This is a genomic window from Stenotrophomonas sp. SPM, from assembly GCF_003105135.1.
GTDB lineage: Bacteria > Pseudomonadota > Gammaproteobacteria > Xanthomonadales > Xanthomonadaceae > Stenotrophomonas.
Genome location: NZ_QETL01000018.1, coordinates 1 through 25,443, shown reverse-complemented (window position 1 = coordinate 25,443; position 25,443 = coordinate 1). Strand labels below are relative to the sequence as shown.

General features: G+C 64.8%; 21 protein-coding genes and 1 pseudogene. 9 read left to right on the top strand and 13 right to left on the bottom strand.

Annotated elements, in window-relative coordinates; all coding sequences use genetic code 11:
* Positions 1-65 precede the first annotated feature (65 nt).
* On the top strand, positions 66-281 hold the full coding sequence (locus DCO49_RS06590) for a hypothetical protein (RefSeq protein WP_116863332.1): 216 nt from the start codon (positions 66-68) through the stop codon (positions 279-281).
* Here the strand turns inward: DCO49_RS06590 and DCO49_RS06585 are convergent.
* Both DCO49_RS06585 and DCO49_RS06580 read right to left on the bottom strand, forming a co-directional pair.
* Complete coding sequence (locus DCO49_RS06585; protein ID WP_243402679.1) at positions 278-1,606, bottom strand: McrC family protein; 1,329 nt, start codon at positions 1,604-1,606, stop codon at positions 278-280. The genes DCO49_RS06590 and DCO49_RS06585 overlap by 4 nt on opposite strands.
* Before the next feature lie 3 nt (positions 1,607-1,609).
* Positions 1,610-4,252, bottom strand: coding sequence for a DUF3427 domain-containing protein (locus DCO49_RS06580; protein WP_116863331.1), 2,643 nt, complete (start codon positions 4,250-4,252; stop codon positions 1,610-1,612).
* Positions 4,253-4,520: 268 nt separating this feature from the next.
* Here DCO49_RS06580 and DCO49_RS20520 point away from each other — a divergent pair.
* A pseudogene (locus DCO49_RS20520) lies at positions 4,521-5,142 on the top strand (IS3 family transposase); the annotation flags it as partial.
* Positions 5,143-5,391: 249 nt separating this feature from the next.
* On the opposite strand, the gene DCO49_RS20130 reads toward DCO49_RS20520, so the two are convergent.
* From DCO49_RS20130 to aceE, 3 genes are all read right to left on the bottom strand, one after another.
* Positions 5,392-5,859: a hypothetical protein gene (locus DCO49_RS20130; RefSeq protein ID WP_133249399.1), complete on the bottom strand. Its 468-nt coding sequence runs from the start codon at positions 5,857-5,859 to the stop codon at positions 5,392-5,394.
* The gene (locus DCO49_RS06575) at positions 5,856-7,130 is read right to left on the bottom strand and encodes an ATP-binding protein (protein WP_116863330.1); all 1,275 of its coding nucleotides are present in this window, start codon (positions 7,128-7,130) and stop codon (positions 5,856-5,858) included. The genes DCO49_RS20130 and DCO49_RS06575 overlap by 4 nt, the downstream gene beginning before the upstream one ends.
* 65 nt (positions 7,131-7,195) lie before the next feature.
* Positions 7,196-9,883 carry a pyruvate dehydrogenase (acetyl-transferring), homodimeric type gene (gene aceE, locus DCO49_RS06570; protein ID WP_116863329.1) on the bottom strand — a complete coding sequence of 896 codons (2,688 nt, stop codon included), beginning with the start codon at positions 9,881-9,883 and terminating at the stop codon, positions 7,196-7,198.
* A 636-nt stretch (positions 9,884-10,519) separates the two neighbouring features.
* Between aceE and DCO49_RS06565 the strand changes: the two genes are divergently transcribed.
* The 3 genes from DCO49_RS06565 (at position 10,520) to DCO49_RS06555 (ending at position 12,506) form a co-directional block, all read left to right on the top strand.
* Positions 10,520-11,086, top strand: coding sequence for a PadR family transcriptional regulator (locus DCO49_RS06565; RefSeq protein ID WP_116863328.1), 567 nt, complete (start codon positions 10,520-10,522; stop codon positions 11,084-11,086).
* A gap of 67 nt (positions 11,087-11,153) precedes the next feature.
* Positions 11,154-11,951 (top strand): siderophore-interacting protein, encoded by a 798-nt coding sequence (locus tag DCO49_RS06560; protein ID WP_116863327.1) that lies wholly within the window; start codon positions 11,154-11,156, stop codon positions 11,949-11,951.
* A 153-nt stretch (positions 11,952-12,104) separates the two neighbouring features.
* Positions 12,105-12,506: a hypothetical protein gene (locus DCO49_RS06555; RefSeq protein WP_108767534.1), complete on the top strand. Its 402-nt coding sequence runs from the start codon at positions 12,105-12,107 to the stop codon at positions 12,504-12,506.
* Positions 12,507-12,661: 155 nt separating this feature from the next.
* On the opposite strand, the gene DCO49_RS06550 is transcribed toward DCO49_RS06555, so the two are convergent.
* Together DCO49_RS06550 and DCO49_RS06545 are read right to left on the bottom strand one after the other, a co-directional pair.
* Positions 12,662-13,369: a YceI family protein gene (locus tag DCO49_RS06550; protein WP_116863326.1), complete on the bottom strand. Its 708-nt coding sequence runs from the start codon at positions 13,367-13,369 to the stop codon at positions 12,662-12,664.
* Between the two features lie 83 nt (positions 13,370-13,452).
* Complete coding sequence (locus DCO49_RS06545) at positions 13,453-14,043, bottom strand: malonic semialdehyde reductase (protein ID WP_116863325.1); 591 nt, start codon at positions 14,041-14,043, stop codon at positions 13,453-13,455.
* 126 nt (positions 14,044-14,169) lie between these two features.
* Between DCO49_RS06545 and DCO49_RS06540 the strand changes: the two genes are divergently transcribed.
* From DCO49_RS06540 to DCO49_RS06530, 3 genes are all read left to right on the top strand, one after another.
* Entirely contained in the window at positions 14,170-15,129 is a 960-nt protein-coding gene (locus DCO49_RS06540; protein ID WP_116863324.1) for a mitochondrial fission ELM1 family protein, read from the top strand.
* Positions 15,130-15,242: 113 nt separating this feature from the next.
* Positions 15,243-15,734 (top strand): hypothetical protein, encoded by a 492-nt coding sequence (locus DCO49_RS06535; protein ID WP_116863323.1) that lies wholly within the window; start codon positions 15,243-15,245, stop codon positions 15,732-15,734.
* 84 nt (positions 15,735-15,818) lie between these two features.
* The gene (locus tag DCO49_RS06530) at positions 15,819-16,373 is read left to right on the top strand and encodes a queuosine precursor transporter (RefSeq protein ID WP_116863322.1); all 555 of its coding nucleotides are present in this window, start codon (positions 15,819-15,821) and stop codon (positions 16,371-16,373) included.
* 96 nt (positions 16,374-16,469) lie between these two features.
* Here the strand turns inward: DCO49_RS06530 and glnE are convergent, their stop codons facing one another.
* Positions 16,470-19,265 (bottom strand): bifunctional [glutamate--ammonia ligase]-adenylyl-L-tyrosine phosphorylase/[glutamate--ammonia-ligase] adenylyltransferase, encoded by a 2,796-nt coding sequence (gene glnE, locus DCO49_RS06525; protein ID WP_116863321.1) that lies wholly within the window; start codon positions 19,263-19,265, stop codon positions 16,470-16,472.
* Between the two features lie 393 nt (positions 19,266-19,658).
* Between glnE and DCO49_RS06520 the strand changes: the two genes are divergently transcribed.
* A complete protein-coding gene (locus DCO49_RS06520; protein WP_116863320.1) occupies positions 19,659-21,173 on the top strand; it encodes an acetyl-CoA hydrolase/transferase family protein in 1,515 nt (504 codons plus the stop codon).
* 100 nt (positions 21,174-21,273) lie between these two features.
* Here the strand turns inward: DCO49_RS06520 and DCO49_RS06515 are convergent, their stop codons facing one another.
* The 5 genes from DCO49_RS06515 to DCO49_RS06495 form a co-directional block, all read right to left on the bottom strand.
* Positions 21,274-22,635 (bottom strand): VOC family protein, encoded by a 1,362-nt coding sequence (locus tag DCO49_RS06515; RefSeq protein WP_116863319.1) that lies wholly within the window; start codon positions 22,633-22,635, stop codon positions 21,274-21,276.
* A gap of 176 nt (positions 22,636-22,811) precedes the next feature.
* The gene (locus DCO49_RS06510; protein WP_116863358.1) at positions 22,812-23,300 is read right to left on the bottom strand and encodes a hypothetical protein; all 489 of its coding nucleotides are present in this window, start codon (positions 23,298-23,300) and stop codon (positions 22,812-22,814) included.
* Between the two features lie 31 nt (positions 23,301-23,331).
* The gene (locus DCO49_RS06505; protein WP_116863318.1) at positions 23,332-24,084 is read right to left on the bottom strand and encodes an HAD family hydrolase; all 753 of its coding nucleotides are present in this window, start codon (positions 24,082-24,084) and stop codon (positions 23,332-23,334) included.
* 127 nt (positions 24,085-24,211) lie between these two features.
* Positions 24,212-24,622: an EF-hand domain-containing protein gene (locus DCO49_RS06500; RefSeq protein ID WP_108767525.1), complete on the bottom strand. Its 411-nt coding sequence runs from the start codon at positions 24,620-24,622 to the stop codon at positions 24,212-24,214.
* 227 nt (positions 24,623-24,849) lie between these two features.
* Positions 24,850-25,221 carry a hypothetical protein gene (locus DCO49_RS06495; RefSeq protein ID WP_108767524.1) on the bottom strand — a complete coding sequence of 124 codons (372 nt, stop codon included), beginning with the start codon at positions 25,219-25,221 and terminating at the stop codon, positions 24,850-24,852.
* Positions 25,222-25,443: the final 222 nt, after the last annotated feature.

Below are 25,443 nucleotides of genomic sequence, written 5' to 3'. Positions count from 1 at the left end.
ATCTCACCTGCCGTCCTACTCCATGAGACTCGCCCAGGCCATCCTGCCCTATCCAGGAGGATGACATGACCAAGATCGACGCGGAGTGGCTGAAAGCCTTTGACGAGGCGATGCTCGGCCTATTTGCCATCGACCATAGCGATGCCGGCATGGATGAGTTCCTGCTGGGCTGCTATGCGGACTTGCCGCCGCGAGAGGCAGCGCTAGCATTTGGCGATGATTACGACCTAGACCGGGATGATGCTTTGTGGCCCCGACTTGGGCTGGAACGTCAGAGCTAGATAGCGACGGGCATCCTTGTTTCACCCAATGACTGATCGGGCGGCTCATGCTCTTCGTGGGCCTGCCACGATCCAGGCATCACCAGCAGACCGCGTTCCAGATCGAATGGCAGAACCCAAAGCTGCAGATCAGGGCTGAAGTCGAAAGCCGGCAACGGCTGCGCAAAGCCAGCGTGCTGCGGATAGACCAGTGCCATTTGCCCCACTCCACCCAGGTAGCGTTGCCCGTAGGCGAACATCTGGTAGAAGTCGGATTGCTTGAGCCCGTACTTCTCCCGCGCGTCGCCAGCCGTCGCGTCGAGGACTTTCCACTTCGTGTCCAGGACACGCAGTTCATCGTCGCGGCGTAGCAAGAAGTCCGGGATCAGATTGAACCAGCTCGCTTCGCCATGGCGGCACAGGTACTCCGATGCCGCACCGCCAATCCGCCACTCCGGTGCGAACTGGCGAGCGAGGCAAACACCCACGTAGCGCTCAAACAGCCGCTCCATGGGGAACATCATGCTGGGGCTGCGCCAATCGCCTGCCAGCGCCAGCGGGCTTTGCCCTGACAGAACCAGCTCACACAGCGGGCGAACTTCGCGATAGTGGGCCATCAGCCGATCGCTGCCCCAGGCGCGTAGGTCACTGGCTATCTGAGTGCTTCGTGGAACGCTGGCCATACGCGTGGACAGTTCCTGCGCCAATCGCCACGTCCCAGCATTGCGCGTACGCGCACACACGCGATCCAAGGCCACACGCAGAAGTCGGTTCTCTGGACGATCCTCGCTAAACACATCGTGCTCGATGTTGAACACGTGGGCACGGGTGGGCGACTGACGAAGCTGGCGCGACATATCCAATCGGCCGCGCAAGAATAGCTGCTCCTCTCGAACACGGGTGTAGTCGAAGCGAAGTCCTCGCTTCAGCAGATCATCCAGCGCAGAGATGAACCGCCCCATGACCCATTCATTCAACGGCGTGTCGAACAGGGTCACATCGGCCGGACTGCCTTCCCTCGGCGGGATATCCAGGACAGTGCACAGCATGCGCCGCAGCAGCCGTCGGGCGCCCAGCGCATCATCCGCATGTGCCACGTGCTTCGGGAGCACCTCAAGCGTGGTGCCGTCGGGACACTCCATTACGCCTACGTGTTGATCCAGACGAAGCCAGCGTGCGCCGTCGCGCTGCATGAGCGCCGCTCCACCTGCGCGTAAGCGCTCGAACTCGCTGCACAGCCAGTCAAAGGACGCCTGCGGCAGGAAGGCGGCATCCAGCCCCTCCTGCCGCGCGCCACTTTCCGAGACGCCAATGCGCGCGTACTCGCGAACAGTCAGCACGGCCATCGATCAATCTGCCTGACCGACGAGGATTCCCTTGTAGCTGGCCGCCTGTTCGAATGCCGCCTCATGGATGTACCAATTGGCCGTGTCCGGGGCGAGCTGGACGTCGGGCGCGAACAGACGGTTCAACTGCAGCTCGCGCTGGCGCAGAAAACGCTCAGCGTGAGGCTTAGCGTCGTCGTTCAGGACCCAAGCAATGCGGCGCCAGTCTTCGAAGAAGTACTCCTGCAGCAGAGGCAGGATACGGAGGCGGAACGCATCGGCAAGCGCGGGTAGGTCCTTGGCGCCCATCAAGTAGGCATGACCGATCAGATGATCCCGGCCCAGCAAAACCTCGATGCGATTGTTTAGGGTGCTTAACAATTCGCCCACAGGAACACCCTCGACACTCCAATCGAGCAGCTCCGGCTGGGGCGGCATCTCAATGAAGCGGAAGCGTCGACGCAGCGCCACATCCATGGCAGCAAGCGAGCGGTCCGCGGTGTTCATCGTGCCAATGAGGTGCAAGTTGGCAGGCACAGCAAACTTCTGCTTGGAGTACGGCAAGCAAACCGACAGCGCCTCGTCCATACCTTGGCGCTTGCTTGGCTCGATGAGGGTAATGAGTTCACCGAAGATGCGGGCAATGTTCCCGCGGTTGATCTCGTCGATGATGAGGACGTACGGCAGGTCGCTGTGCTGGGCATCGATGCAAAGCTCGAGGAAGACACCGTTCTCGACGCCATACTCAAGCGCACCACTTTCGCCGGCGCGAGCCTTAAGGCCTTCCACGAAGTCTTCATAAGCGAAGCTCTGATGGAAGGTGACAAAGCGGATGCGACCTTCATCGTGCATCGTGTCGAAGCGCTGCTTCAGTGTGGCACGCGCGGCGGCACCCTCGCCCTTTGTGGCGGCCAGCAGTTCCGGATCAAGGATCTCTAGCGCCTTGTCCACCACACCGTAGGTCTTGCCGGTACCAGGCGGGCCGAAGAGGATAGTATTGGAGGGAGCGTGAATCACGGGCATGTCGTCGTCCTGTTCCACAGCTTCATCTTCTTGTTCCTCAGCCTCGGCACCATCGCCTTGCTCATAGGCGATGGCCACCCAGAGGAAGGACTGAACATCGATCATGTCTGCGGGCGGCCAGCCGTCTTCCGATAGACGGGCTGCCAGTCGAGTGGATAGCGCACGGATGCGCTCCCACTCCTCACCGGTCATGCCGCCTTTGCGGAAATCGAAGGTCGGATCGAGCAGGCCCAGTGCACTGCGCATCTGGCCAGTCTTGATGAAGAAGTGGCGCGTCGGGTCTTTGAGAGTGAGCAACAGGCTAGAGAGCGAGCGCTGGCCAGCAGGCTGCAGCGGTGAGCTTAGCTTGGATGAAGACTCATTGAAGCCATCCAGCGCCGCATCGCCGCCTTGCCCTGAAAGCAGTGAAAGGACAGCGCTACCCAGCGCCGCGCGATCGCGCTCCGGCAAGTCGGCCAGCTGCGCAACGATTCGCCAGCCGACGACGTTCTGAGGTTGCGGATTCTCAGCGCCAACACGGACTTTCAGCAGTTTGATCAATGCAGACCAGACTTCTTCTGGCTGCCCGCTGCCGAGCGCTGGGAGCATGATCGCGTGGTAATGCTCTACCAACTGCCGCTTGTAGTTGGTTTCCCGCAGCAGGCGCTGGTCCTCGGAGAAGCCGCTGAACCCAGGGAGCCGCGCGAGGAAGCGCTCACGCAGGCGTGCGTAGCCGAGCTCAAACGTGTCTCTGCCGCCCTTTCGCGCCTCAATTCGGTACTGCCCACTTTTCTCTTGAACAATGAGCAGCGAGTCGCCGGCCACCACGCCAAGGCGCCGAAAGGCAGGCGCAACCCTTGCACGGATTCGAGCCGAGCCCGGCCCGCTGGCACGCAGATCGGAGGTGATCTGATAGCCATCGGGGAACGTGAAAGTCGCCTCTCGACCGGAAGCTGCATCCGGGCCGCCCAGCATGGCTGCATCGAAGCCTGACCAGCTGGGGTCCACCGATATGTAGCCGTTGCGTATGGCGCCGTCTGTGAGCACAACTTCGTATGTCGGCTGGCTAGTCACTACGGCTGGGGTATAGCCATGAACTGATTGAGCGATCGCCGGTGGCAGACTCTTCTTGGCGTCTCCCTTAAGCCGCACTTGGCGTGCGGAGAAGTCATCGGAGGAGACGCTTGGCCGCCACTGCAGGAGATCAGCCAGACTCTCGCCGCGGCCACTCTCAATGTCGACCGCATCGAACAGGCACGTAACAGGATGTTCGCCATCCATGGCCACGAAGTCGAGCTTCCCGCAGTAGACGAAGGGGGCAGCGTTCGATGTGCCGCGGATCTTGGCTCTCAGCCGAGCGAATAGATAGGTTGGCGAGCCGCCTGAGATCCTGCGAATGATCGGGGAGCTCTGGCTGTTCCTATTCTGACTTTCCCAGTAGAAATCAGTGCCGTCGAAGACGTCCAGGTAGCTGGCTTCTCCCTCTTTCTCGAGGGTGACGAACAGCAGCACGGCGTTCTCGAGCTCTAAGATGCCGTCAGCCCAGGGCCTGCCGTAGATCTCCCCCGGCACGGGCAGCCCACCGATTAGCGCGACATCCTGCCGTGAGTACTCGGACCCGATGCGGAACGGTCGTAGATCCACGTCTAAGCTGATGCGTCCCATGCTGAATTCTTGCTCTGAATGTTCTTCTCACATGGTAATGCAGCAATGCCAATGGCGTCAGTTAGCGACGCATACAGGCCATCGAGCACTTGTTGCCCTAGGGATGGCCTGATCAACCCTCCTTGATCCTTACATTTTCAGCACCGCAGTCATCCGTCGCGATCAAGTGCGGCGGATTGCCATGTTTTCCGCCTTCGAAGTGCCCCCAAGGTCAGATTAGCTGTCGCCCGGATAAGATCCTGCAGTGGGGCGGTAACGGGAGGTTGAAATGGCACGATACGGACAACAGTTCAAGGACAAGGCGGTGGCGCGGTTGTTGCCACCGAAAAGTGCGCCGGCCATCGCGCTGTCGCTGGAGATGGAGGTGTGAGAGGCTACGCTGGAGCGCTGGCTGAGCCAGGATTTAGCCGAGCCGTAGCGTGAGCGGGTGTGGACGGCAGCCACGCGATTCGGTGCGGCGCTGACCACGGCGAGCATGGACGAGGCAACGCGCAGCGCCTGGTGCCGCAGCAACGGGGTGTATCCGCAGGCGCTGGCGCAATGGCGTGCCTCGGCCCAGCAGAGCCTGGCCTAGCCCAGCGAGCTTGGTGGCGGTGGTCGCCAGGACAAGCAGGATCGTCGGCGGATTCGCAAGCTTGAGCGCGAACTGCGACGCAAGGAGAAGGCGCTGGCCGAGACGGCGGCGTTGCTAGTACTGTCAGAAAAGCTCGAGGCGATCTTCAGCAAGATCGAGGACGCATGATTCTCCTGGAAGATCGTCGAGCCCTGGTGGCGTACTTCGAGCAAGCCCGGCGCCCGGGTGCATGGCTGCAACATGCCTGTGTCACGGCAGCGATCGATGGGCGAAGCTTTCAGCGCTGGAAGGCGCCTGTGGCCTGGTGGTCGGCGACCACTGGCCAGGGGCGGTACGACCTCGTCACGGCCGCGACCAATACTCAAATAGCCGCATGAAACAGGCGGCAATTACCGTGACATGCACCGATTACTGAGCGGCTGCAGGTGACCGCTTAGTAAAAAAGCTCTGAACGAGCCGTGAAACTTCGAAAACGAAAGTCGTATCTACCAAAATAAAGGATAACAGTGTGCATTGGAACATAGCCAATGCACACCTCCACCTTTAATGGTTAACAGGCGTCTTCTCAGCGAGGTCCGTCAAACCTCAGAACTTTCTCCAACTTGAACTCTCCTCTCCCAGAGACACAATGCAAAGGAGCCTTGTGCTTTGCGACAAATTTCTTTTGCTTCTTCTGGAAAGAGGTGTCTGATTTTGGATACCTAGAACACACTATCAACCCTGCGAATGGAATTGCAGATGCTCTCCCCTTTTTCTCCAAAGGACGACCACATTTCTTCATTAATTCTATCGCAGCCTCAACCTGGTCAACGGCATGTTCGATATCCGTTCCCTTGAGCTCCACTATTACCACTCCAACCGACTCCCTTAGTACTGCAAAGTCAGCGCAAAGTTCTCCCTTAACAACACCATCATCGAGCTTAACCTTATGGAATCGCGCCCGGTCTTCATTGATGAATACCGCCACCCTTCCATTTTCTTCAACCTTAACCCGTGAGTCCGTCGATAGTTCTCGAGATTCAGCGCAAGTCATCGAGAATACTCCACACCAAGGATCCTTGAAAACTCCAAAGCGATCTGACCGGACACTTCATCAAGATAATCAGCCTCAATCATTCCGTCATCTTCGTCCTGAATTCTCGTTACAACGCCCGCCTGGATCGCGTACGCGTTAACTTTGCCACCATCAAGCCAGTACTCTTCCTTGACTATCTCCTGAATCTCCGAATACCTGCGAGATCCCTTGCGCCCAGCGACACCCCTAGCCTTTATTAGATTATTTATTTTTGCCAGAACATAAGGGCTGTGCGTCGTCACCATCAACTTTGACCGTCCTTTTGACAAGGCGATAAAGTGGGATAACACTTCCACAAGGGTACTCTGCGCCGATGGAAACAAATGTGCCTCCGGCTCCTCTATAAAGATCTGCTGGCGCAACCCAAACCTCTCAGCGTAGCCAATCCTACTCTTGAGTGCGACCATCAGGGGCATCAACTCTTGCTGACCGGACGACATCGCTGATAGAGGAACTCGCCGTCCGTCAGCTGTCTTTAGATATTCCTTATTCCTTTCAAATACCAGCGTTCCACTCATAATCGCATCCAATTTTGATGCAAGATGAGAGGCTGCACGAGAAAGAGGCGGCATAAACCTCCTCTCTCTAAGGCTAGAATAGAACCTACCAAACCTTAGAATGAGAGGATCAAGGATACGACCGTGCTCGAAAGCTACGATGCTCTTCCCAATACTAGTGAAGAAGGATCGACCAGCAGGGATAAACACCTGACTTTCACTGAAATTTTCACCCAAACGCCGGCGATTTAGCTTCCTTACATTCTCTCTAAGCTCATAAGAAACTGCCATGGCACGATGAGATTCCACCGCATCGTCAGACAGCCTGGATGCCTGCTTTGCCATAGCCAATGCTGCGTTGTATTGCTCTTCAAAGTACGGAGAGAACCAAACCCTCATATTCTCGCCGAGTTTCTTTCTATACTCGATTCGACTGATTCTTACCTGAAAATCGCCCGCATAGAATTCGAGCTGGAACTTTCCTTGCCCCCACGCCTGGACCGGGAACCATTCTTTGAATTTTTCTTTTACATGAGTCTTGAAGTGATCCAGTCCCTTGGATTCTTCCAGAACCTGCCACTGCTCATTGAAGAGTTCGTTAAAGAAGAATGCGAGCTTGGAAAGAACACTCTTTCCGCTCGCGGACGGTCCGATGACCACAGTTAAAGTCGAGAGCTCAATGTCTGCGCTTGTAATGCTAAGGAAATCCCTTACAACCAACCTAGCTGCCATGCTTTGCTCCCCTTAAAAAAACGGGCGGCCAATGGCCACCCGTTCAGTCTACATTACAAAATAGATCAAACCCCAACAGGGTTAGCCTTCTCCGGATCAATCTTGTACTGCTTGATCGCCCGGGCCACGTCCTTCCCGGTCATCTTCCCGTCCTTCGCCAGCGCCGCAATCGCGGCGTGCGCGATGTAGTACCGGTCAACTTCGAAGAAGCGACGCAGGTTCGCACGGGTATCCGAACGGCCAAAACCATCCGTACCCAGCACCGTGTAAGACATCGGCACGAACGCACGGATCTGGTCCGCATACGCACGCACGTAGTCGGTGGCGGCAATCGCCGGGCCCTGGCGGCCTTCCAGCAGCTCGGTCACGTAGGCCTTGCGCTGTTCGCCTTCCGGGTGGAAGCGGTTGGCACGCTCGGCGTCAAAGCCATCGCGGCGCAGCTCGTTGAAGCTCGGGCAGGACCAGATGTCGGCGGTCACGCCGAAGTCCTTGTCCAGCAGCTCGGCGGCGGCAATCACTTCACGCAGGATGGTGCCCGAACCCAGCAGCTGCACGCGCAGCTCGCCCTTCTTCGGCTTGCCGGCGTCGGTCAGCAGGTACATACCCTTCACGATGCCTTCGGCTGCACCTTCCGGCATTTCCGGGTGGGTGTAGTTTTCGTTCATCAGGGTCAGGTAGTAGTACTCGTCTACCTGGTCTTCCATCATGGCCTTGGTGCCGTGCTGCAGGATCACCGTCACTTCGAAGCCGAAGGTCGGGTCGTAGCTGCGCACGTTCGGGATGCCGCCAGCCACCAGGTGGCTGAAGCCATCTTCATGCTGCAGGCCTTCACCGTTCAGCGTGGTGCGGCCGGCGGTGCCACCCAGCAGGAAGCCGCGGGTACGCATGTCCGCGGCCTGCCAGGCAATGTCGCCCACGCGCTGGAAGCCGAACATCGAGTAGTAGATGTAGAACGGCAGCATCGGCACGTTACTGACCGAGTAGCTGGTACCGGCCGCCATCCACGAGCTGATGGCGCCCGGCTCGCTGATGCCCTGCTGCAGCACCTGGCCGCTCTGGTCTTCGCGGTAGAACATCAGCTGGTCGGCGTCGACCGGCTTGTACTTCTGGCCGAACGGCGCGTAGATGCCGATCTGGCGGAACAGGCCTTCCATGCCGAAGGTACGGGCTTCGTCAGCCACGATCGGCACGATGTGCGGGCCCAGTTCCTTGTCGCGCAGGGTGATGTTCAGGCTCTGCACGAAGGCCATGGTGGTGGAATAGCTGCGCTCGCCGCTGCTCTTCAGCAGGCGCTCGTAGGTTTCCAGCTTCGGTGCGTTGAAGCTCTTGTCGGCCTTGCGGCGGCGCTGCGGCAGGTAACCGCCCAGGGCGCTGCGGCGCTCCTGCAGGTACTGCACTTCCGGCGAATCCGGGCCCGGGTGGTAGAACGGCACCTGGCCATCGGCCAGCTGCGCGTCGGTCACCGGAATGTTGAAGCGGTCGCGGAAGTGGCGCACCGCGTCGTCGTCCAGCTTCTTGGTCTGGTGGGTCGGGTTCAGTGCCTCACCGGCGCTGCCCATGCCGTAACCCTTCACGGTCTTGGCCAGGATGACGGTCGGCATGCCCTTGGTGTTCACGGCCTGGTGGTAGGCGGCGTACACCTTGTGCGGGTCGTGGCCACCACGGTTCAGGCGCCAGATGTCGTCGTCGCTCATGCCGGCGACCATCGCAGCGGTTTCCGGGTACTTGCCGAAGAAATGCTCGCGGGTATACGCGCCGCCGAAGGCCTTGCAGTTCTGGTATTCGCCGTCGACGGTTTCCATCATCAGCTTCTTCAGGACGCCATGGGTGTCCTTGGCCAGCAGGGCATCCCAGTAACCGCCCCACAGCAGCTTGATGACATTCCAGCCGCCGCCACGGAACACGCCTTCCAGTTCCTGGATGATCTTGCCGTTGCCGCGCACCGGGCCATCGAGGCGCTGCAGGTTGCAGTTCACCACGAAGATCAGGTTGTCCAGGCCTTCACGGCCGGCCAGCGCGATGGCACCGAGGGTTTCCGGCTCGTCGCTCTCGCCGTCGCCGATGAAGCACCACACCTTGCGGTCGCTCTTCTCGATCAGGCCACGGTTTTCCAGGTAGCGCATGAACTGCGCCTGGTAGATGGCGGCCAGCGGGCCCAGGCCCATCGACACGGTGGGGGTCTGCCAGAAGTCCGGCATCAGCCACGGGTGCGGGTAGGACGACAGGCCACCGCCGTCGACTTCCATGCGGAACTTGTCGAGCTGTTCTTCATTGATGCGGCCTTCCAGGAAGGCGCGCGCGTAGATGCCCGGGGCGCTGTGGCCCTGGATGAACAGCAGGTCGCCCGGATGGCTGTCGCTCGGGGCGCGCCAGAAGTGGTTGAAACCCACGTCGTACAGGGTGGCACCGGAGGCGAAGGAGGCGATGTGGCCGCCCAGGTCGCCCGGCTTGCGGTTGGCACGCACGACGGTGGCCATCGCGTTCCAGCGGATGATCGAACGGATGCGCCATTCCAGTTCCGCGTTGCCCGGGCTCTTGGCCTCCAGCTGCGGATCGATGGTGTTGACGTATTCGGTAGTGGGCGAGAACGGCAGGTACGCACCCGAACGACGGGTCAGTTCCACCATGCCTTCCAGCAGCTGATGCGCGCGCTCGGGGCCCTCGACATCAATGACGGCCTTCAACGACTCGATCCACTCCTGGGTTTCCACAGGATTGGTGTCGTTGTTCAGCACTTCGTTCAACCAGTTCATTAGCGCTCCCATTACCGCACGCACGCGCGCGACTGTTGTATAGATATCTAGACCGCAAAGTGTAGCGCACCAAGGGCTTGCGTCGTTTGGCTACGCTGCCGTATGGAGGCAGGCGGCCCATGTCCGCACAGGCTGTCCCGGGCCAGCGCCGGGTGGGACAAGTGGGCTTAACCCTCTGTTTTTTCCGCCGTATCGACCTGCGCCGGCTGTCGTTTACGGGCTGCTGCGTCCACATGCAGGACGCAGTGTTACCACCGCGCATGACCGCCGTGCGGCAGCCCGAACGCGCGTAGGCCTTGTCTGACGGTGCCTGGCTGAACTCCTGACAACCCGTCGCGAATGGCTCTGGACGCTGCCGCGCCTGCCACGCACCGTGGCCGCGAGCAGGCCCCTTCCCGCGCACTGGCGCGCTGTCTGCCCGCCCCGTCCGACGGGGCACCCCTGCGGTTGCTGTTGCGTGGCCTGGCACGGATGCCGGGCCACGCAATGGTGGCCTGCAGCGCGCGCACGCCCTGCCCCAACCCCTTGCGCTGCCTGGCCCCGTGGCCCGATCCGCACATCGGTGTGGCCGAAACCGTACTTGTATGGTGCGGCTTATCGATATATCGTTTGCACACTCGCTATCGATATATCGAAATGGCCCGGACCTCTACTGCCAAGGCGCGCAAGGAAGACGATGCGCCCGCCGTTCCCCGCCGCAACGGCCAGCCGCGTGTGCTGAGCCGGGGCGACCTGCGCCTGCTGGTGCTGGCGCTGATCGGCGAACAGCCGCGCCACGGCTACGAGCTGATCCAGCACATCAGCGGCGTGTTCATGCAGGCCTACACGCCCAGCGCCGGCACGATGTACCCGCTGCTGGCCAGCTTCGAGCAGGCCGGCTGGGTGGAATCGGAAGAAGAGGACGGCCGCCGGGTGTTCCGCATCACTGCGGCCGGCGAGTTCGAGCTGAAGGTGCAACGCACCCAGGTGCGGCTGGCCCAGCGCCGCGCCTTCGACCGCGCCCGCGAGATCACCAAGGCCTCGCTGCCGCCGCCGCTGGCCACCGCCCTGCGCGAGTTCAAGCAGGCGCTGGTGCGCCACCACGGCCGCTGGAGCGAGGGCGAGGCCGAAGCAGTGGCCGAACAGCTGTCGCGCGCCTCGGCGCTGCTGAACGGTGCGCTGGGCGATGGCCCCACCCCTGTAACCCCGACCGAGCCAGACTGAAGCCCGCCAGGTCGTTCCCCCCCCGACCCGCGCGCGATGCCGCGCGCTTACCTGCACAGGTACTGCAATGACCCAACATGAAAATTCGCGCCTGCGCCTGGATGTGCGCTTCCGCCACCTGACCGTGCTGCGCACCGAGACCGTGACCCCGCACATGCGCCGCGTGGTGCTGGGCGGCGCCGACCTGGCCGGCTTCGATTCGCCCGGCCCGGACGACCACATCAAGCTGTTCTTCCCCAACAGCAGCGGCGAGATGGTGCTGCCGGTGATGACCGCCGAAGGCCCGCGCTACCCCGAGGGCAAGGAGCACTCGGTGGCGCGCGACTACACCCCGCGCTGGTGGGACCACGAGGCCGGCGAGCTGGCCATCGACTTCGTGCTGCACGACCAGGGCATTGCCGGGCCGTGGGCCGAGCGTGCGCAGCCGGGCGACACCCTGTCCATCGGCGGCCCGCGCGGCTCGTTCGTGGTGGCCGACGACTACGACGCCTACGTGCTGATGGGCGATGAAACCGCGCTGCCGGCCATCGCCCGCTGGCTGGACGTGCTGCCCGATGGCGCGCAGGTGCAGGCGTATATCGAAGTGAGCGACGAGGACGAGCGCCAGGACCTGCCGCAGTACGAGAACGTGCGCATCCACTGGCTGGAGCGCAACGGCTTCCCGGCGGCCAGCAGCACGCTGCTGGAAGACATGCTGACCGACTTCGAGGCCCCGGACGGCGACACCTTCTACTGGATCGCCACCGAATCGCGCCGCGCCCGGATGATGCGCAAGTTCATCGAAGGCCATCTGGGCGTGCCGCGCGACTGGATCCGCTCGACCGGTTACTGGAAGGCGCACCCGGACGAAGCCGACGGCGATTGAAACCGCGTGGGGTGGGTGCCGTGCCCTGTAGAGCCGAGCCCATGCTCGGCTGCTTTGGACGACGCAAGCCGAGCACAGGCTCGGCTCTACAGGAACGCGCGGCAACGTTCTCTGCCACAATCGCGCTCCTTTCCCGCACCTGTGAGGCCCTCCATGGGCAAACTGACCCTGGCCGGCATCGACAAGCTGCGCACCCGTTTCGCCGATGACGCGGCCTGCGACACCGCCCTGGCCGCCTTCGCCGACCCCGCCGCCGCACGCGCACCGCTGCGCGAGCTGCTGGAGGCCGAGCACCGTTATCTGCAGGCCGAATTCGAAGTCGCCCAGGTGGCCGACATCCTGCGCCGCGACCAGAAGTACGCCCCGGTGGGCCGCCCGTCGGTGCATATCGTGCAGCTGCGCAAGCAGCAGGCCGCCACCAAGCAGGCCGCCCTCATCGCCCGCAACGTGGTGGCACAGGCCGCGCAGACATTTGTGCGCGTGAGCGGCATGACCGTGAAAGCCAAGCAGAGCCCGAGCGAAGCGTGCGCCGCGTGGTTGATCGCGCAGCGCTGAGCACACATACCCGGTAGTGGCCAGCCTTGGTTGGCCTGCGGGTGGGTAGTGCGCCAACCAAGGTTGGCATCTACCAGAGCACCACCCCCGCCCCAAAAAGAAGGCCCGCTTTTCAGCGGGCCTTCTGCCTTCTCACGACGAGTGAGCGGGTTGCATCAAGCCGCCGGCTTTTCGCCGGTGGCTTCGGTGGTGATGCGGATGTTCACTTCATCGCTGACGTTCGGGGCGTAGGCGCCGACGCCGAAATCGCTGCGCTTCAGGGTGGTGGTCGCATCGAAGCCAGCGGCCGGAACCTTGGCCATCGGGTGCTCGCCACCGCCGTTGACGGTGACGTCCAGGGTGACCGGCTTGGTGATGCCCTTGATGGTCAGGTCGCCAGTGACGGTCAGCTTGTTGGTGCCGGCCGCTTCAACCTTGGTGCTCTTGAAGGTGGCATCGGCGAACTTGGCGGCGTCGAAGAAATCGGCGCTCTTCAGGTGTTCGTCGAACTTGGCGGTGAAGCTGTTCAGGCCGCTCAGCGGCAGCTTCACTTCCACGGTGGACTTGGTCACGTCGGCAGCGTCATACACCAGGGTGCCTTCGGCGTTGCCGAAGTGCGCGCTCGGGTGCGAGAAGCCGAAGTGGCTCCACTGGGCCAGCACGTCGGTGTGGCTCGGGTCGAGCTTGTAGGTGCCCGAGGCGATCTGGATCGCTTCGGCGGCCGGGGCAGCCGCAGCGGCGTCAGCGGCCGGGGTGGCAGCCTGCTCGGTGGTGGCCGGCGCGGCGGCATCGGCCGCCGGGGCAGCGGTGTCGGCCGGCTTGGAGCAGGCGGCAATGGCCAGGGTCAGGGCCAGCGGCAGCAGCAGTTTACGGGTGGCGCTCATCTCAGGAACTCTCCGGAATCGTAGGGTGGGTACAAGGTGCAACAGAGGCCGCCAAGGTGACGGCCCGAAACCGATACAGCGACTTACGCGATGCGCGCCGCTTCGTCGAACGACAGGCGCGGCAGACGGGGGAACAGGCCCGAGGGGTCACCGTAACCCAGGTTGACCAGGAAGTTCGACTTGATGTGGGTGCCGGCGAAGAAGGCTTCGTCGACCTTGGCATTGTCGAAGCCGGACATGGGGCCGGCATCCAGGCCCAGCGCGCGCGCGGCCAGGATCAGGTAGGCGCCCTGCAGGCTGCCATTGCGGAACGCGCCTTCGTGGCGGCCTTCACGCGGGCCGTCGAACCAGGCCTTGGCATCGGTGTGCGGGAACAGGTACGGCAGCTTCTCGTGGAAATCCTCGTCGAAGCCGACAATGACGGTGACCGGTGCGGCCAGGGTCTTGTCGTGGTTGCCTTCGGACAGTGCCGGGGCCAGCTTGGCCTTGGCCTCCGCCGACTTCACGAACACGAAGCGCGCCGGGCTGCCGTTGGCGGCGGTCGGGCCCCACTTCACCAGCTCGTACAGGGCGTGCAGCTGGGCGTCTTCCACCGGCGTGTCGAGGAAGGCGTTCTGGGTACGGGCAGTGCGGAACAACTGGTCCAGTGCAGCAGCGTCGAGCGCGTGGGACATCGGTGGATCTCCAGGGCAGCAAAAGGGAGTCAGTGCCCGCGGGCGACGCGGGGCGAAAAGACGATCAGGAGTGTAGAGTGTCGCGACTGTTGCAACACCCAGCAGGGCTGAAACGAATTAATGCCAATGGTGAAACGATCGAGCGCGCCGTGGACGGTCACTGACGGCCGTGCCGGCAATGTCCGCCAGGCGGTCGCGCTGGCCTCGGCGCTGCGCCAGGGCACCCATCGCCCGCTGGTCCTGCAGCCCCGTGCGCCTTGGCGCTGGCTGTCGCCGCGGCGCCTGCCCGGTGATGTGAACGGCTACGGCCCCGACTTCGCCGAACTGGCCGCGCAGGCCCCTGCGCTGGCGATCGGCTGTGGCCGCCAGGCCGCCGGTGCGCTGCGCGTGCTGCGTGCACGGGACACCCGCACGGTGCAGATCCTCGACCCGCGCCTGCCCTCCCGCCATTGGGACCTGGTGGTGGTGCCCGAGCACGATGCCCTGCGTGGCAGCAACGTACTCACGCTGATCGGCAGCCTGAACCCGGTGGACGATGACTGGCTGGCGCTGGGCCGTGCCGCATTCGCCGACTTCGGTGCCCTGCCCGGCCCGCGCACCGCGCTGCTGGTGGGCGGACCGACGCCGCTGGCACCGTGGGACGAGGCGTCGATGGTGGCGGTGTTCACGGCACTGGCCGAGCAGATCCGCAGCGAAGGCGGCAGCCTGCTGGCCACCACCTCGCGACGCACGCCGCCGGCACTGGCCGAGATCCTGCGCGCCACGTTCGCGCACCTGCCGCATGTGATCTGGGGCGATGGCGGCGACGGCGTGAACCCCTATGCGGGCCTGCTGGGCTGGGCCAACCGGGTGGTGGTATCGCCCGATTCGGTGAACCTGCTCTCTGAAGCGAGCGCCACGCGGCTGCCGGTGATGGTGGCCCTGGCCGACGCCGCGCAGGGGCGGCTGGCCCGCTTCCAGCGCCAGCTGCACGAACGCGGCCGCCTGCAGACACACTGGCTGGACTGGCAGCACGACCACATCGAGCCGCTGCGCGAAACCGCGCGGGTAGCGGCCGAAGTCAGCGCGCGCCTGAGCCTCGGATAATGCCGGCCGCTGGCCGGCAACCACACGCGCGCCTACCAACGCTTTACGCCGCGGACGCTATGATCGGCACGCGGGCCCGCCCAGGGCCCAGTCGCTCCATGGAGGAATTGACGATGCGTACCCTGCCCTGCACTGCGATTGCCCTGGCCCTGGCCGTCGGCCTGCTGGCTGCCAGCCCTGCCGATGCGCGGCGCGTCTACCGCTTCGTGGACACGCAGCAGCCTCCGGTGTCGCTGGATATTTCGCCGGGTCTGGCCCAGACCATGGCGCAGGCCGATGCGGCCGCCGCCAACCCGCAGCCCGGCCAGCCGCCGGTGGCGGCGTCCAATGGCGTGCCGCCGCCGATGCAGGTGCGCTCGATCGGCACCAACGTGGATGGCGAGCGCGAAGTGTTGCTGGAGCAGGCGGGACGACCGGGCAATACCGCCGCCATCCGCTGGCCGAACCAGGCGGGCGATCCTTCGGTGCTGTTCCATGTCGGCCAGACTGTGCAGTTCGACCCGACCCCGTCGGAAGGCCACAACGGCCTGATGGCCCGCGATCCGCAGGGCAGGCCGCTGACCCACATTCCCGCCCCCAACCCGCCGGCACAGGGCGGTTACTGAGCCGGGCCAGCTGAACGGCGGGTTTTGGCTTTGCTGCGGGCCCGGCGGATAATGGGCGATCCCCCTCGTTTGCCCTGGCTCGCCATGTCCGTGCGTCCTGACCCCGTGTTTGCCCCGCTGACCCCGCGCGCCCTCGTGCTGGCAGTGCTGGCCATGGGCGCGGTGGTGCTGCTGTCCAACGTGCTGGTGCAGTACCCGATCAACGACTGGCTGACCTGGGGCGCCTTCAGCTACCCGGTGGCGTTCCTGGTGAGCAACCTGATCAACCGCCGCTTCGGCCCGGGCCCGGCCCGCCGCGTGGCGTGGATCGGTTTCCTGCTGGCGGTGCTGCTGTCGGTGTGGGTGGCGACGCCGCGCATCGCGATCGCCTCGTGCTCGGCCTTCATCGTGGCTCAACTGCTGGACATCACCGTGTTCGATCGCCTGCGCCGTGGCAGCTGGTGGCGCGCACCGATGGTGGCCACCACCTGCAGTGCGACGGTGGATACGACCCTCTTCTGGTCGATCGCGTTTGCCGGTTCGGCGCTGCCGTGGGTGAGCTGGGCCGCGGGCGATCTGGCGGTGAAGCTCGCCATCGGCGTGTGCCTGCTGGCCCCGTTCCGCGCGTTGTTGTGGAAGATGGCGCCGCTGGCCCGGTAGGTGCTCTGCCAACCAAGGTTGGCATCTACCAAAGCGGATCACCGCCCGGCCATTGCCCTGGTAGGTGTCAACCTTGGTTGACACGCTTTAAGCGGGTCAGGCAAACGGCAGCTCAGCCGCCACACACGCCGCACTGATCACCGCACACGCTTCTTCAATCGCCGGGGTCGTCGGTGCCAACCGCGGGCGGCGGTCCAGCGTGCAGGCCAGGCCCACATCCAGCAGCGTGGCGTGTGCACCATGCAACGCGCGCGCAGTAGCCTCCGGCAGGAACCCCGCAACCGCCAGCGCGTCGATCAACGACGGCGTGTCGCGCGGTTCCAGCAGCGCCGGTACCTGCGCGCTGCGTGCCAGCACGCCGGTCTGCAGCAGGAACTCCAGATCGACCACGCCACCGGCGCCCTGCTTCAGGTCCAGCCGCGCGGCATCGCTGCGGTCCAGTTCGGTGCGCATGCGCCCACGCATCTTCAGCACGTCGGCATACAGCGTGCCGTGGTCGCGTTCGCGGCCCAGGGTCTGCGCGCGCACCTGTTCGAAATCGGCCAACAGGCTGGCGTCGCCGGCTACGCCGCGCGCGCGCACCAGGGCCTGGTGTTCCCAGGTCCAGGCACGTTCGCGCTGGTACTCGGTGTAGCTGGCCAGCGAGGACACCAGCGTGCCCTTGCCGCCATCCGGGCGCAGGCGCACGTCGATGTCGTACAGGCGGCCGGCAGCGGTGACCGCGCCCAGCAGGGCCATCACCTTCTGCGCCAGGCGCGCGTACCAGCGGCCCGGTTCCAGCGGGCGGGCGCCATCGCTGGTTTCCACGCCGGCGGGATGGTCGTGCAGGAACACCAGATCCAGATCGGAACCGAAGCCCAGCTCCAGCCCGCCCAGACTGCCGTAACCGATGATCGCGAAGCGCCCGCCGGGCACGACGCCGTGCGCGGCGTGCATGTCTGCCTCGGCCAGTTTCAGCACGGTGATGACCACCGCCTGTGCCAGCTCGGCCAGCTGGCGGGTACTGTCCACCGCGCCCTGGCGGCCATCCAGCGTGGCCATCGCCATGCGGAAACTCAGGGCAAGCCGCGTTTCATTGAGCCAGCGCAGCTGCGATTCGGGATCCTCCACCGGCAGCACCTGCTGGCATTCGGCCAGCATTCCGTCGAATTCGGGCATCGGCCCGGACACGCGCACGTCCAGCAGTTCGTCCAGCAGCAGCGGGTACGCGGCCAGGCGCTCGGCCAGCAGCGCGCTGCGTGCGAGCACGTCCACCAGCCGCGCCAGGGCGCTGGGTTGTTCGTCCAGCAGCGCCAGGTAACTCGTTCGACGCAGCACCGCCTGCAGCAGGCCAAGCACCCGCTTGAGCGCGGCATCGGGCTGCGGCGAACGCGTGGCGGCGTGCAGCAGCGCTGGCAGCACGCGATCCAGGCGCGCGCGCGCGGCATCGGACAGCGACTTCACGCCGGTGCTCTGGGCGAAATCACGCAGCGACTGGTCGGCGCCGTTGGCATCGAGGAAACCGGCTTCAGCCAGCAGTTCGGCATTGCTGCCTTCGGGCAGGCTGCGCCAGTAACTGGCCAGCGCATCGGGTGCGGCCTGGCCCTTGCGCGGGGCCAGCAGCGCGGCGAATTCGGTGCTGACACGCTGCTGCTGCACGGCCAGTGCCGCGCGCAGCGCATCCCAGTCGGTGTAGCCCAGGCCGAGGGCGATGCGCTGGCGATCCAGCGGGTCGCTGGGCAGCACGTGGGTCTGTGCATCGCGCAGCATCTGCAGGCGGTTTTCCAGGCGGCGCAGGAACAGATAGGCCTCGCGCAGCGCGGCACCATCGTCCGGCGCGATCTGGCCGGCGTTGACCAGCGCCTGCAGGGCGACCAGCAGGCGCCGCTCGCGCAGCACCGGCTCACGCCCGGCGCGGATCAGCTGCAGCGCCTGGCACAGGAATTCAATTTCGCGGATGCCACCGGCACCGCGCTTGATGTCTTCGTGCAGCTCGCGGCGCGCGACTTCGGCGGTGATCGCCGCCTTCATCTCGCGCAGGCCATCCAGCGCGGTGAAATCCAGGTAGCGGCGGTAGACGAACGGGCGCAGGGTCTGCAGCCATGCTTCACCGGCGGCGATGTCGCCAGCCACCGCGCGCGCCTTCAGCCAGGCATAGCGTTCCCAATCGCGGCCCTCGCGCTGGAAGTACTGGTCCATCGCTGCGAACGACAGCGCCACACGGCCGGCGCTGCCGAACGGGCGCAGGCGCAGGTCGACGCGGTGGCTGAAGCCATCGACGGTGGTGTCGTCCAGCAGCTTGGCCAGGCGCTGGCCGAGGCGGGCGAAGTACTCCTCGGCGGCCAGCGGGCGCGGGCCATCGGATTCGCCGCCCTGCGCGTAGGCGTAGACCAGGTCGATATCGGAACTGAAGTTGAGCTCGCCACCGCCCAGTTTGCCCAGGCCGAACACCACCAGCTGCATCGGCTGGCCATCGTCATCGCGGATGACGCCGTGGCGCTGGGCGAATTCCTGCTGCAGGGCGTCCAGCGCCAGGCGCAGGCAGTCCTCGGCGAGGGTGGTGGCGCCGGCCAGGGTCTGCGGCACGTCGTCCAGGCCGGCCAGATCGCGCCAGACCAGGCGGGTGGACATCGCTGCACGCCAGCGCCGCAGCTGCGCCTGCCAGTCGCTGGGCTGCTGCGGGTCGAGCACGGGGGGCGGCAGCGGCGGGCAGCCAGGCTGGGCCAGGTGGGCCAGCAGCGCCGGCTGGCGCACGAGGGTATCCAGGGCGAAATCGCTGGCCACCGCCAGGTGCGCCAGCGGCGCCTGCAGCGCGGCGGGGATGGGCTCGGGCAGGACATGGGCCAGACGCGCCAGCGCGCGGTCGACCAGGGGCTGCAGGGTGGCGGGCAGTGCGGCGGGGGCGAGGGTCATGGCGTGATTGTATCGACCCGGCTGGGGCGCGACCCGGTAGTGCCGGCCGCTGGCCGGCAGGGGTACGCGTAGAGTCGAGCTTGCTCGACTGGCCTTTCCAGAGCAGTCGAGCAAGCTCGACTCTACCGGCAATGCACCCTGCCTATTCAGCTTTGGCATCAGGCAATAAAAAAGCCCGCTTGCAGCGAACTGCCAGCGGGCTCTGCTCCCTCCCCCACGTCGGGATGCAGGGCCATCCTGCGGAATGCGGAAGGACATTGCACGCTGCACTGCAAAACAGAACTGGTGGGTATGGTAGCCCGCCGTCCGGAAAAGCCATTCCACGAAGGTCGCAGCCCCCGTACGGCGGGGGATGGCCGATAATCGGGCTTTCCCCCTGAAACACGTGTCGTCATGTCTGTTGATCGCATCGCCAACGCGCGTCTCCGTGACCGCGTGGTCTCCGCCGAGGCCGCAGCCGCGCTGATCCAGCCCGGTGAAACCGTCGCCATGAGCGGCTTCACCGGCTCCGGTTACCCCAAGGCCGTCCCCGTCGAACTTGCCCGCCGCATCGAGACGGTGCACGCCCAGGGCCTGCCCTTCCAGATCAAGCTGATGACCGGCGCCTCGACCGCACCGGAACTGGACGGCGCGCTGGCCAAGGCCGATGGCATCGCCATGCGCATGCCCTTCCAGAGCGACCCGGATGCGCGCAACCGCATCAACGAGGGCAAGCTGGATTACATCGACATCCACCTCAGCCACGTCGCCCAGCACGTCTGGTTCGGCTTCTACGGCGAGATCGACACCGCGGTGATCGAAGTGTCGGCCATCCGCGAGGACGGCTCGCTGGTGCCCTCCACCTCGGTGGGCAACAACAAGACCTGGCTGGACCTGGCCAGGAAGGTCATCGTCGAGGTCAACGAGTGGCAGCCGGCCGGCGTGGACGGCATGCATGACATCTACTACGGCACCGCGCTGCCGCCGCACCGCAAGCCGATTCCACTGGTGAACGCCAACGACCGCATCGGCGATACCGCGCTGCGCTGCGACCCGGACAAGATCGTGGCCGTGGTGCGCACCAACGGCCCGGACCGCAACAGCCCGTTCAGCCCGATCGATGCGACCAGCGAGCAGATCGCTTCGCACCTGATCGAGTTCCTGCAGCACGAAGTGAAGAAGGGCCGCCTGCCGCCGAACCTGCTGCCGCTGCAGTCGGGCGTGGGTAACATCCCCAACGCGGTGCTGGCCGGCCTGGCCAAGAGTGGTTTCCGCGATCTGGCCGCGTTCACCGAGGTGATCCAGGACGGCATGCTCGACCTGCTGCGCGACGGCGTGCTGAGCTATGCCTCGTGCACCGGCTTCGCGCTGAGCCCGCAGGCCAACGAGACGTTCAAGGAACACATCGATTTCTACCGCGAGCGCATCATCATGCGCACGCAGGAAATCTCCAACCATCCGGAACTGGTGCGCCGCCTGGGCTGCATCGGCATGAACGGCATGATCGAAGTGGACATCTACGGCAACGTCAATTCGACGCACGTGATGGGCACGCGCATCATGAACGGCATCGGCGGTTCGGGTGACTTCGCGCGCAACGGTTTCCTGTCGGCGTTCCTGAGCCCGTCCACGGCGAAGAACGGCACGATCTCGGCGATCACCCCGATGGTGAGCCATGTCGACCACACCGAGCACGACGTGTCGGTGATCGTGACCGAGCAGGGCCTGGCCGATCTGCGTGGCCTGACCCCGCGCAAGCGCGCGCAGGTGCTGATCGACAACTGCGCACACCCGGATTTCCGCCCGCAGCTGCAGGATTACTTCGACCGTGCCAGCCGCGAAAGCTACGGCAAGCACACCCCGCACCTGCTGCCCGAAGCGCTGTCGTGGCACCAGCGATGGCTGGATACGGGCACGATGAAGGGCTGACGCCCGCTACTGTGGAGCCGAGCATGGCTCGGCTCTACAAATGGCAGCACCGCAACATCCCTGTAGAGCCGAGCCCATGCTCGGCTCCGCGGCATGCGGCTTATCCGCGCAGCGCCGACAGCGATTCGGCCTGGATGCGCTCGTAGATTTCGAACTCATCGTTTACCGCCACGCCCATCGCCTGCTCGAACGCTTCGCGGTTGGCATGCGCGGCATACGCCCGCTGCTCTTCGCCGCCCAGGTTGGACTGGAAGATGCCCGCGGCGCTGACCGGCAGGAAATCCTCGTAGACGATCGGGTCGGCCGTGGCCAGGCCGGTGGCTACCAGCACTTCGGCCGGCAGGTCAGCCACACGCTCCGGCGCGGCGCGGCCGGCGTCGGTCAGCTGGTATCGGTAATACCCCAGCCCTTCCTGGCGCAGGGTGTCGTGGTCATCGGGGAAACTGGCGAACACGCTCTGCAGGCGCTGGCCGTAATCGCCGCCGGTGCTGCCGGCGCCACCGGCATCACGCGCCTGTGCCAGCAGCTGGTCGTACAGCGCACGCCCCTTCGGGGTCAGGGCCAGGCCACGCTGCTCGATCTCGCCGAAGCGCGCGGTATGCGTGCCGGCCGCACCGCCCTCACCACCGGGGAAATGCACGGCCTCTTCCAGCGCCTTGAAGCTCGTCTGCCGCAGCAGGATCGGGCAGGCCCGGCGAGGCGGACCTTCGATCACCGCCTTGGCGGCCATGCCGTGCTCGATCATCGCGGCCTGCGCGGCATCGATATCCAGCGTGCGCGGGGTGAGGTGGTTGATGTGCGGGCCGCGGAAGCTGACCACGTCGGCCACCAGCCGGTGCGCATCGTGCAGCGCGTGGTAGGTGGGCAGGTCGACGGTGGCATCGCCGTGCCAGCGGAAGGTTTCCAGCGCCTCGGCAACGAAGCGCTCGGCATCGGCCTGCGACAGGCCACCGTCACGCTCGGCCTGGTCGATCAGCGCCAGCGCGCCCTCGGTAAAGATACGGCGGCGCTCGAGGATGCGTGCGGACTCCACGCGCAGCGCCTCGTCTTCGATCAGCTCCAGGCGCAGCAGCGAGGTGAACACGCGGAACGGGTTCTGCGCCAGGGCCGCGCCGGTGAGCGGGCGGAACGCGGTGGAATGCACCGGCACGCCGGCCACCGACAGATCGTAGTAGGCCACCGGGAACATGCCCATCACCGCGAACAGGCGGCGCAGCGTGGCCAGTTCCTGCGGGGTGCCGACGCGGATCGCGCCGTGGCGCTCTTCGTCCAGGCGTGCGCGTTCGTCGTTGCGGTGCAGCTGCGCGGCCAGCGCCGGGTCGTGCGCAAGCACCTCCGCGTTGATCCGCTCCACCAGTTCCACCAGCGTGCCGTACAGCGGCACTTCGGTGCGGTACATGCGGGACATGGCCTGGGCGAACAGGCGGCGGATCACATCAGGCGAAACGAAAGAGGCGCTCATCAGTCACTCGAATGCGGGAACGGGAACGGCGAGAGCCGTATTGTCGCCGGTGTGCGCGATGGGGGCGATATGCAGAGCAACATGACGGCCGCCGTTCGCCGGAAACCCCGGTAGCGCCGGGCCATGCCCGGCGGGCTCCCTGGCCGCGCGTCGCGCTCGCCGGGCATGGCCCGGCACTACCGCTTGAGCTGGCGCTTCAGGGTGGCGTCGAGGGTGATCGGCCGGTCCCAGTGCTCGTAGCTGGCCACGACAGCGTGGCGCACGGCGCGGACATGCAGGTTGTCCGGCTTCACCGGCATGCGCGTGACCACCGCTTCCCAGCCCCCTTCCGGGTTCTGGCTGAAGGCGCGCACGCTGTCGCGGCAGGTCTGGCCGCTGGCCTTGGCCCAGAAGCAGGCAAAGTAGATATCGCCGGCCTGCCAGCCATGGGTGGTGAACAGTGCGCTGACATAGCCGCGCGGCACGTTGGCATAGCGCGATACCTCGTCGAGGAACGCATCGGGGTAGCGCTCGGCGTAGTGGTTGATGTCCTGCAGCTGGGCATCCAGCCAACCGTCACCGGTTTCCACCGTGTAGGCCGCCGAACGTTCGGCCGTCTGCTGGGCCAGCACGGTGGCCGGCGCCAGCAGCAGGAGCGACAGCAGCAGGAGCGAGGAACGATTCATGCCCTGATTCTGCCGCAGCCGCCGGGTCATGTCAGGCCGCTGCAGCGGCCTTGGCCTCGATCGCGGCCAGCGCGGCCGGCCAATCCCAGGCGGTATCGGCAGTGACCATGCGCGGCTCGTCGTCGGCCACGCCATGCTGGGTTTCGTGGGCCCAGGTGACCGCGTACGGGGTGTGGATGCCCCAGCCGCCCAAGGTGACCACCGGCTCGATATCCGAGCGCAGCGAGTTGCCGACCATCACGAACTGCTGCATCGGCAGATCGAATTCGGACAGCACGCGCGCGTAGGTTTCCGGATCCTTCTCGGAGACGATCTCGATGCGCGGGAACAGCTCGTGCAGCTTGGCCACCTTGATCTTGGCTTCCTGGTGGAACAGGTCGCCCTTGGTGATCAGCACCACTGGGTACTGCTCGGCGATGGCTGCCACCGATTCGCGCACGCCGTCGATCAGGTCGACCGGGTGGCGCAGGGTTTCATGGCCGATATCCAGCATGCGCTGGATGTCCTTGGCGTCGATGCGCTGGCCGGTGATGTCGATGGCCGCTTCGATCATCGACAGGACCATGCCCTTCACCCCATAACCGAACACGGCCAGGTTGCGCTGCTGCACCTCCAGCAGGTGGCGGGCGGTCTGGGTGTCGTGCACGTCGACGTAGCGCGACAGCAGGTCCAGGTATTCCTGCTCGGCCTTGCGGTAATAGTCCTCGCTCTTCCACAGCGTGTCGTCACCGTCAAAACCGACCAGGCCGATGGCGCGCGAGCGCGCAGGCATGGAGGCGTTCATCCGACAAGGATACAGGGGTGGCGAGGGCAACAAAAACCCGGGCGGCCTTCGCCGCCCGGGCCCCATGCACCGGTTGCCCCGAACACAACCGGATTCATTCAACCGGTTTCATTCAAACAAGCGGCGATCAGTTGCCGCCGCCAGCACCTGCGCCCGCCCCGGCCTGCTGGGCGGCCACGAAGGCCTTGTACTCATCGGCGCTGAGCTCGCCGTCCTTGTTGGTATCGGCCTGGTCGAACACCTGGGCCAGGCCCGCGTTCACCTGTGCCTCGGACTTGCTGATGGTGCCGTTGCCATCGGTATCGATGCTGGCCCAGGTCTGGCCGCCGCCACTGGCCTGTGCCTGCGCCGATGCAGCCGCACTGGAGGCCTGGTCAGCGGCCTGGCCCGCCTGGGCTGCTGACTGCTGGGCCTGCGCCGCCTGATTCTGTGCCTGGGCTGCCTGCTGCTGGGCGCTCTGCGCCATGGCCGGAACGGCCAGCACACTACCGGCGGCAACGATCAGGGCGAGCAGGGGCTTGCGGTTACGAATAGTCATCAGGTGGATCTCCTTTGGGTGGTGGAGCGCGGCGTGTTGTCTCCGCACGGCACCTACCCTGCCACCGTGTTTCTGAATCGATTTTGGGCCGCGACCGGGGTGCATACACCCTATTAACCACTCGCCCCGACGCATGGTTTAGCGCGGTGGTTAGGGCAAAGTGAGCGGCCCATAAGACGCACATTCAGCGCGGCCGGATTTAACCGGCACGCAACGAAAAACCTGCGTCAATCGACGTTCTGCGCGGATGACCGCGAACTGAACAAGACCCATCCCAGCGCGACACCGGAGAGCGCGCCGGCGATTTCCAGCACCACGCGGCTGCCCAGTTCGTTGGGGTCGTGGATGGTGGAGAGGAAGATGCGCGCATACAGCGGCGACTCCAGCCGCACGATGCCCATGTAGAACAGCTTCCACATGTCGATGCCGGCGGAGATGGCGACGGAGAACACGCAGGCCCAGCCGATGGCATGGCCCATGGACCAGCGCAGTGCGCGGCACAGGTGGTGCCAGAGGAAGTACACCAGCAGCCCGACCAGCAGGGCGATGGCACCGGCTTCGAGGGAGCCGAGCAGGCCGAAGTGCAGCGGAAGGTTCATGCAGGTGGCTAGTTGGAAGGCGGTAGTGAGTGTAAGGGTATCGGCAGGGCTTGCAGCCCTGCACCTGACGGTAGTGCCGGCCGCTGGCCGGCAACCTCAAGAGCAAGAGCGGCATTCCGCGGAATGGCGGGGCACTGTGGGTTTGCGGGGACGCCGTAAATACGTCCATGTAGGCTTGGTCGCCGCTTGCTCCTGTGCGCTGTCCTGCGCACACGGCAAGAC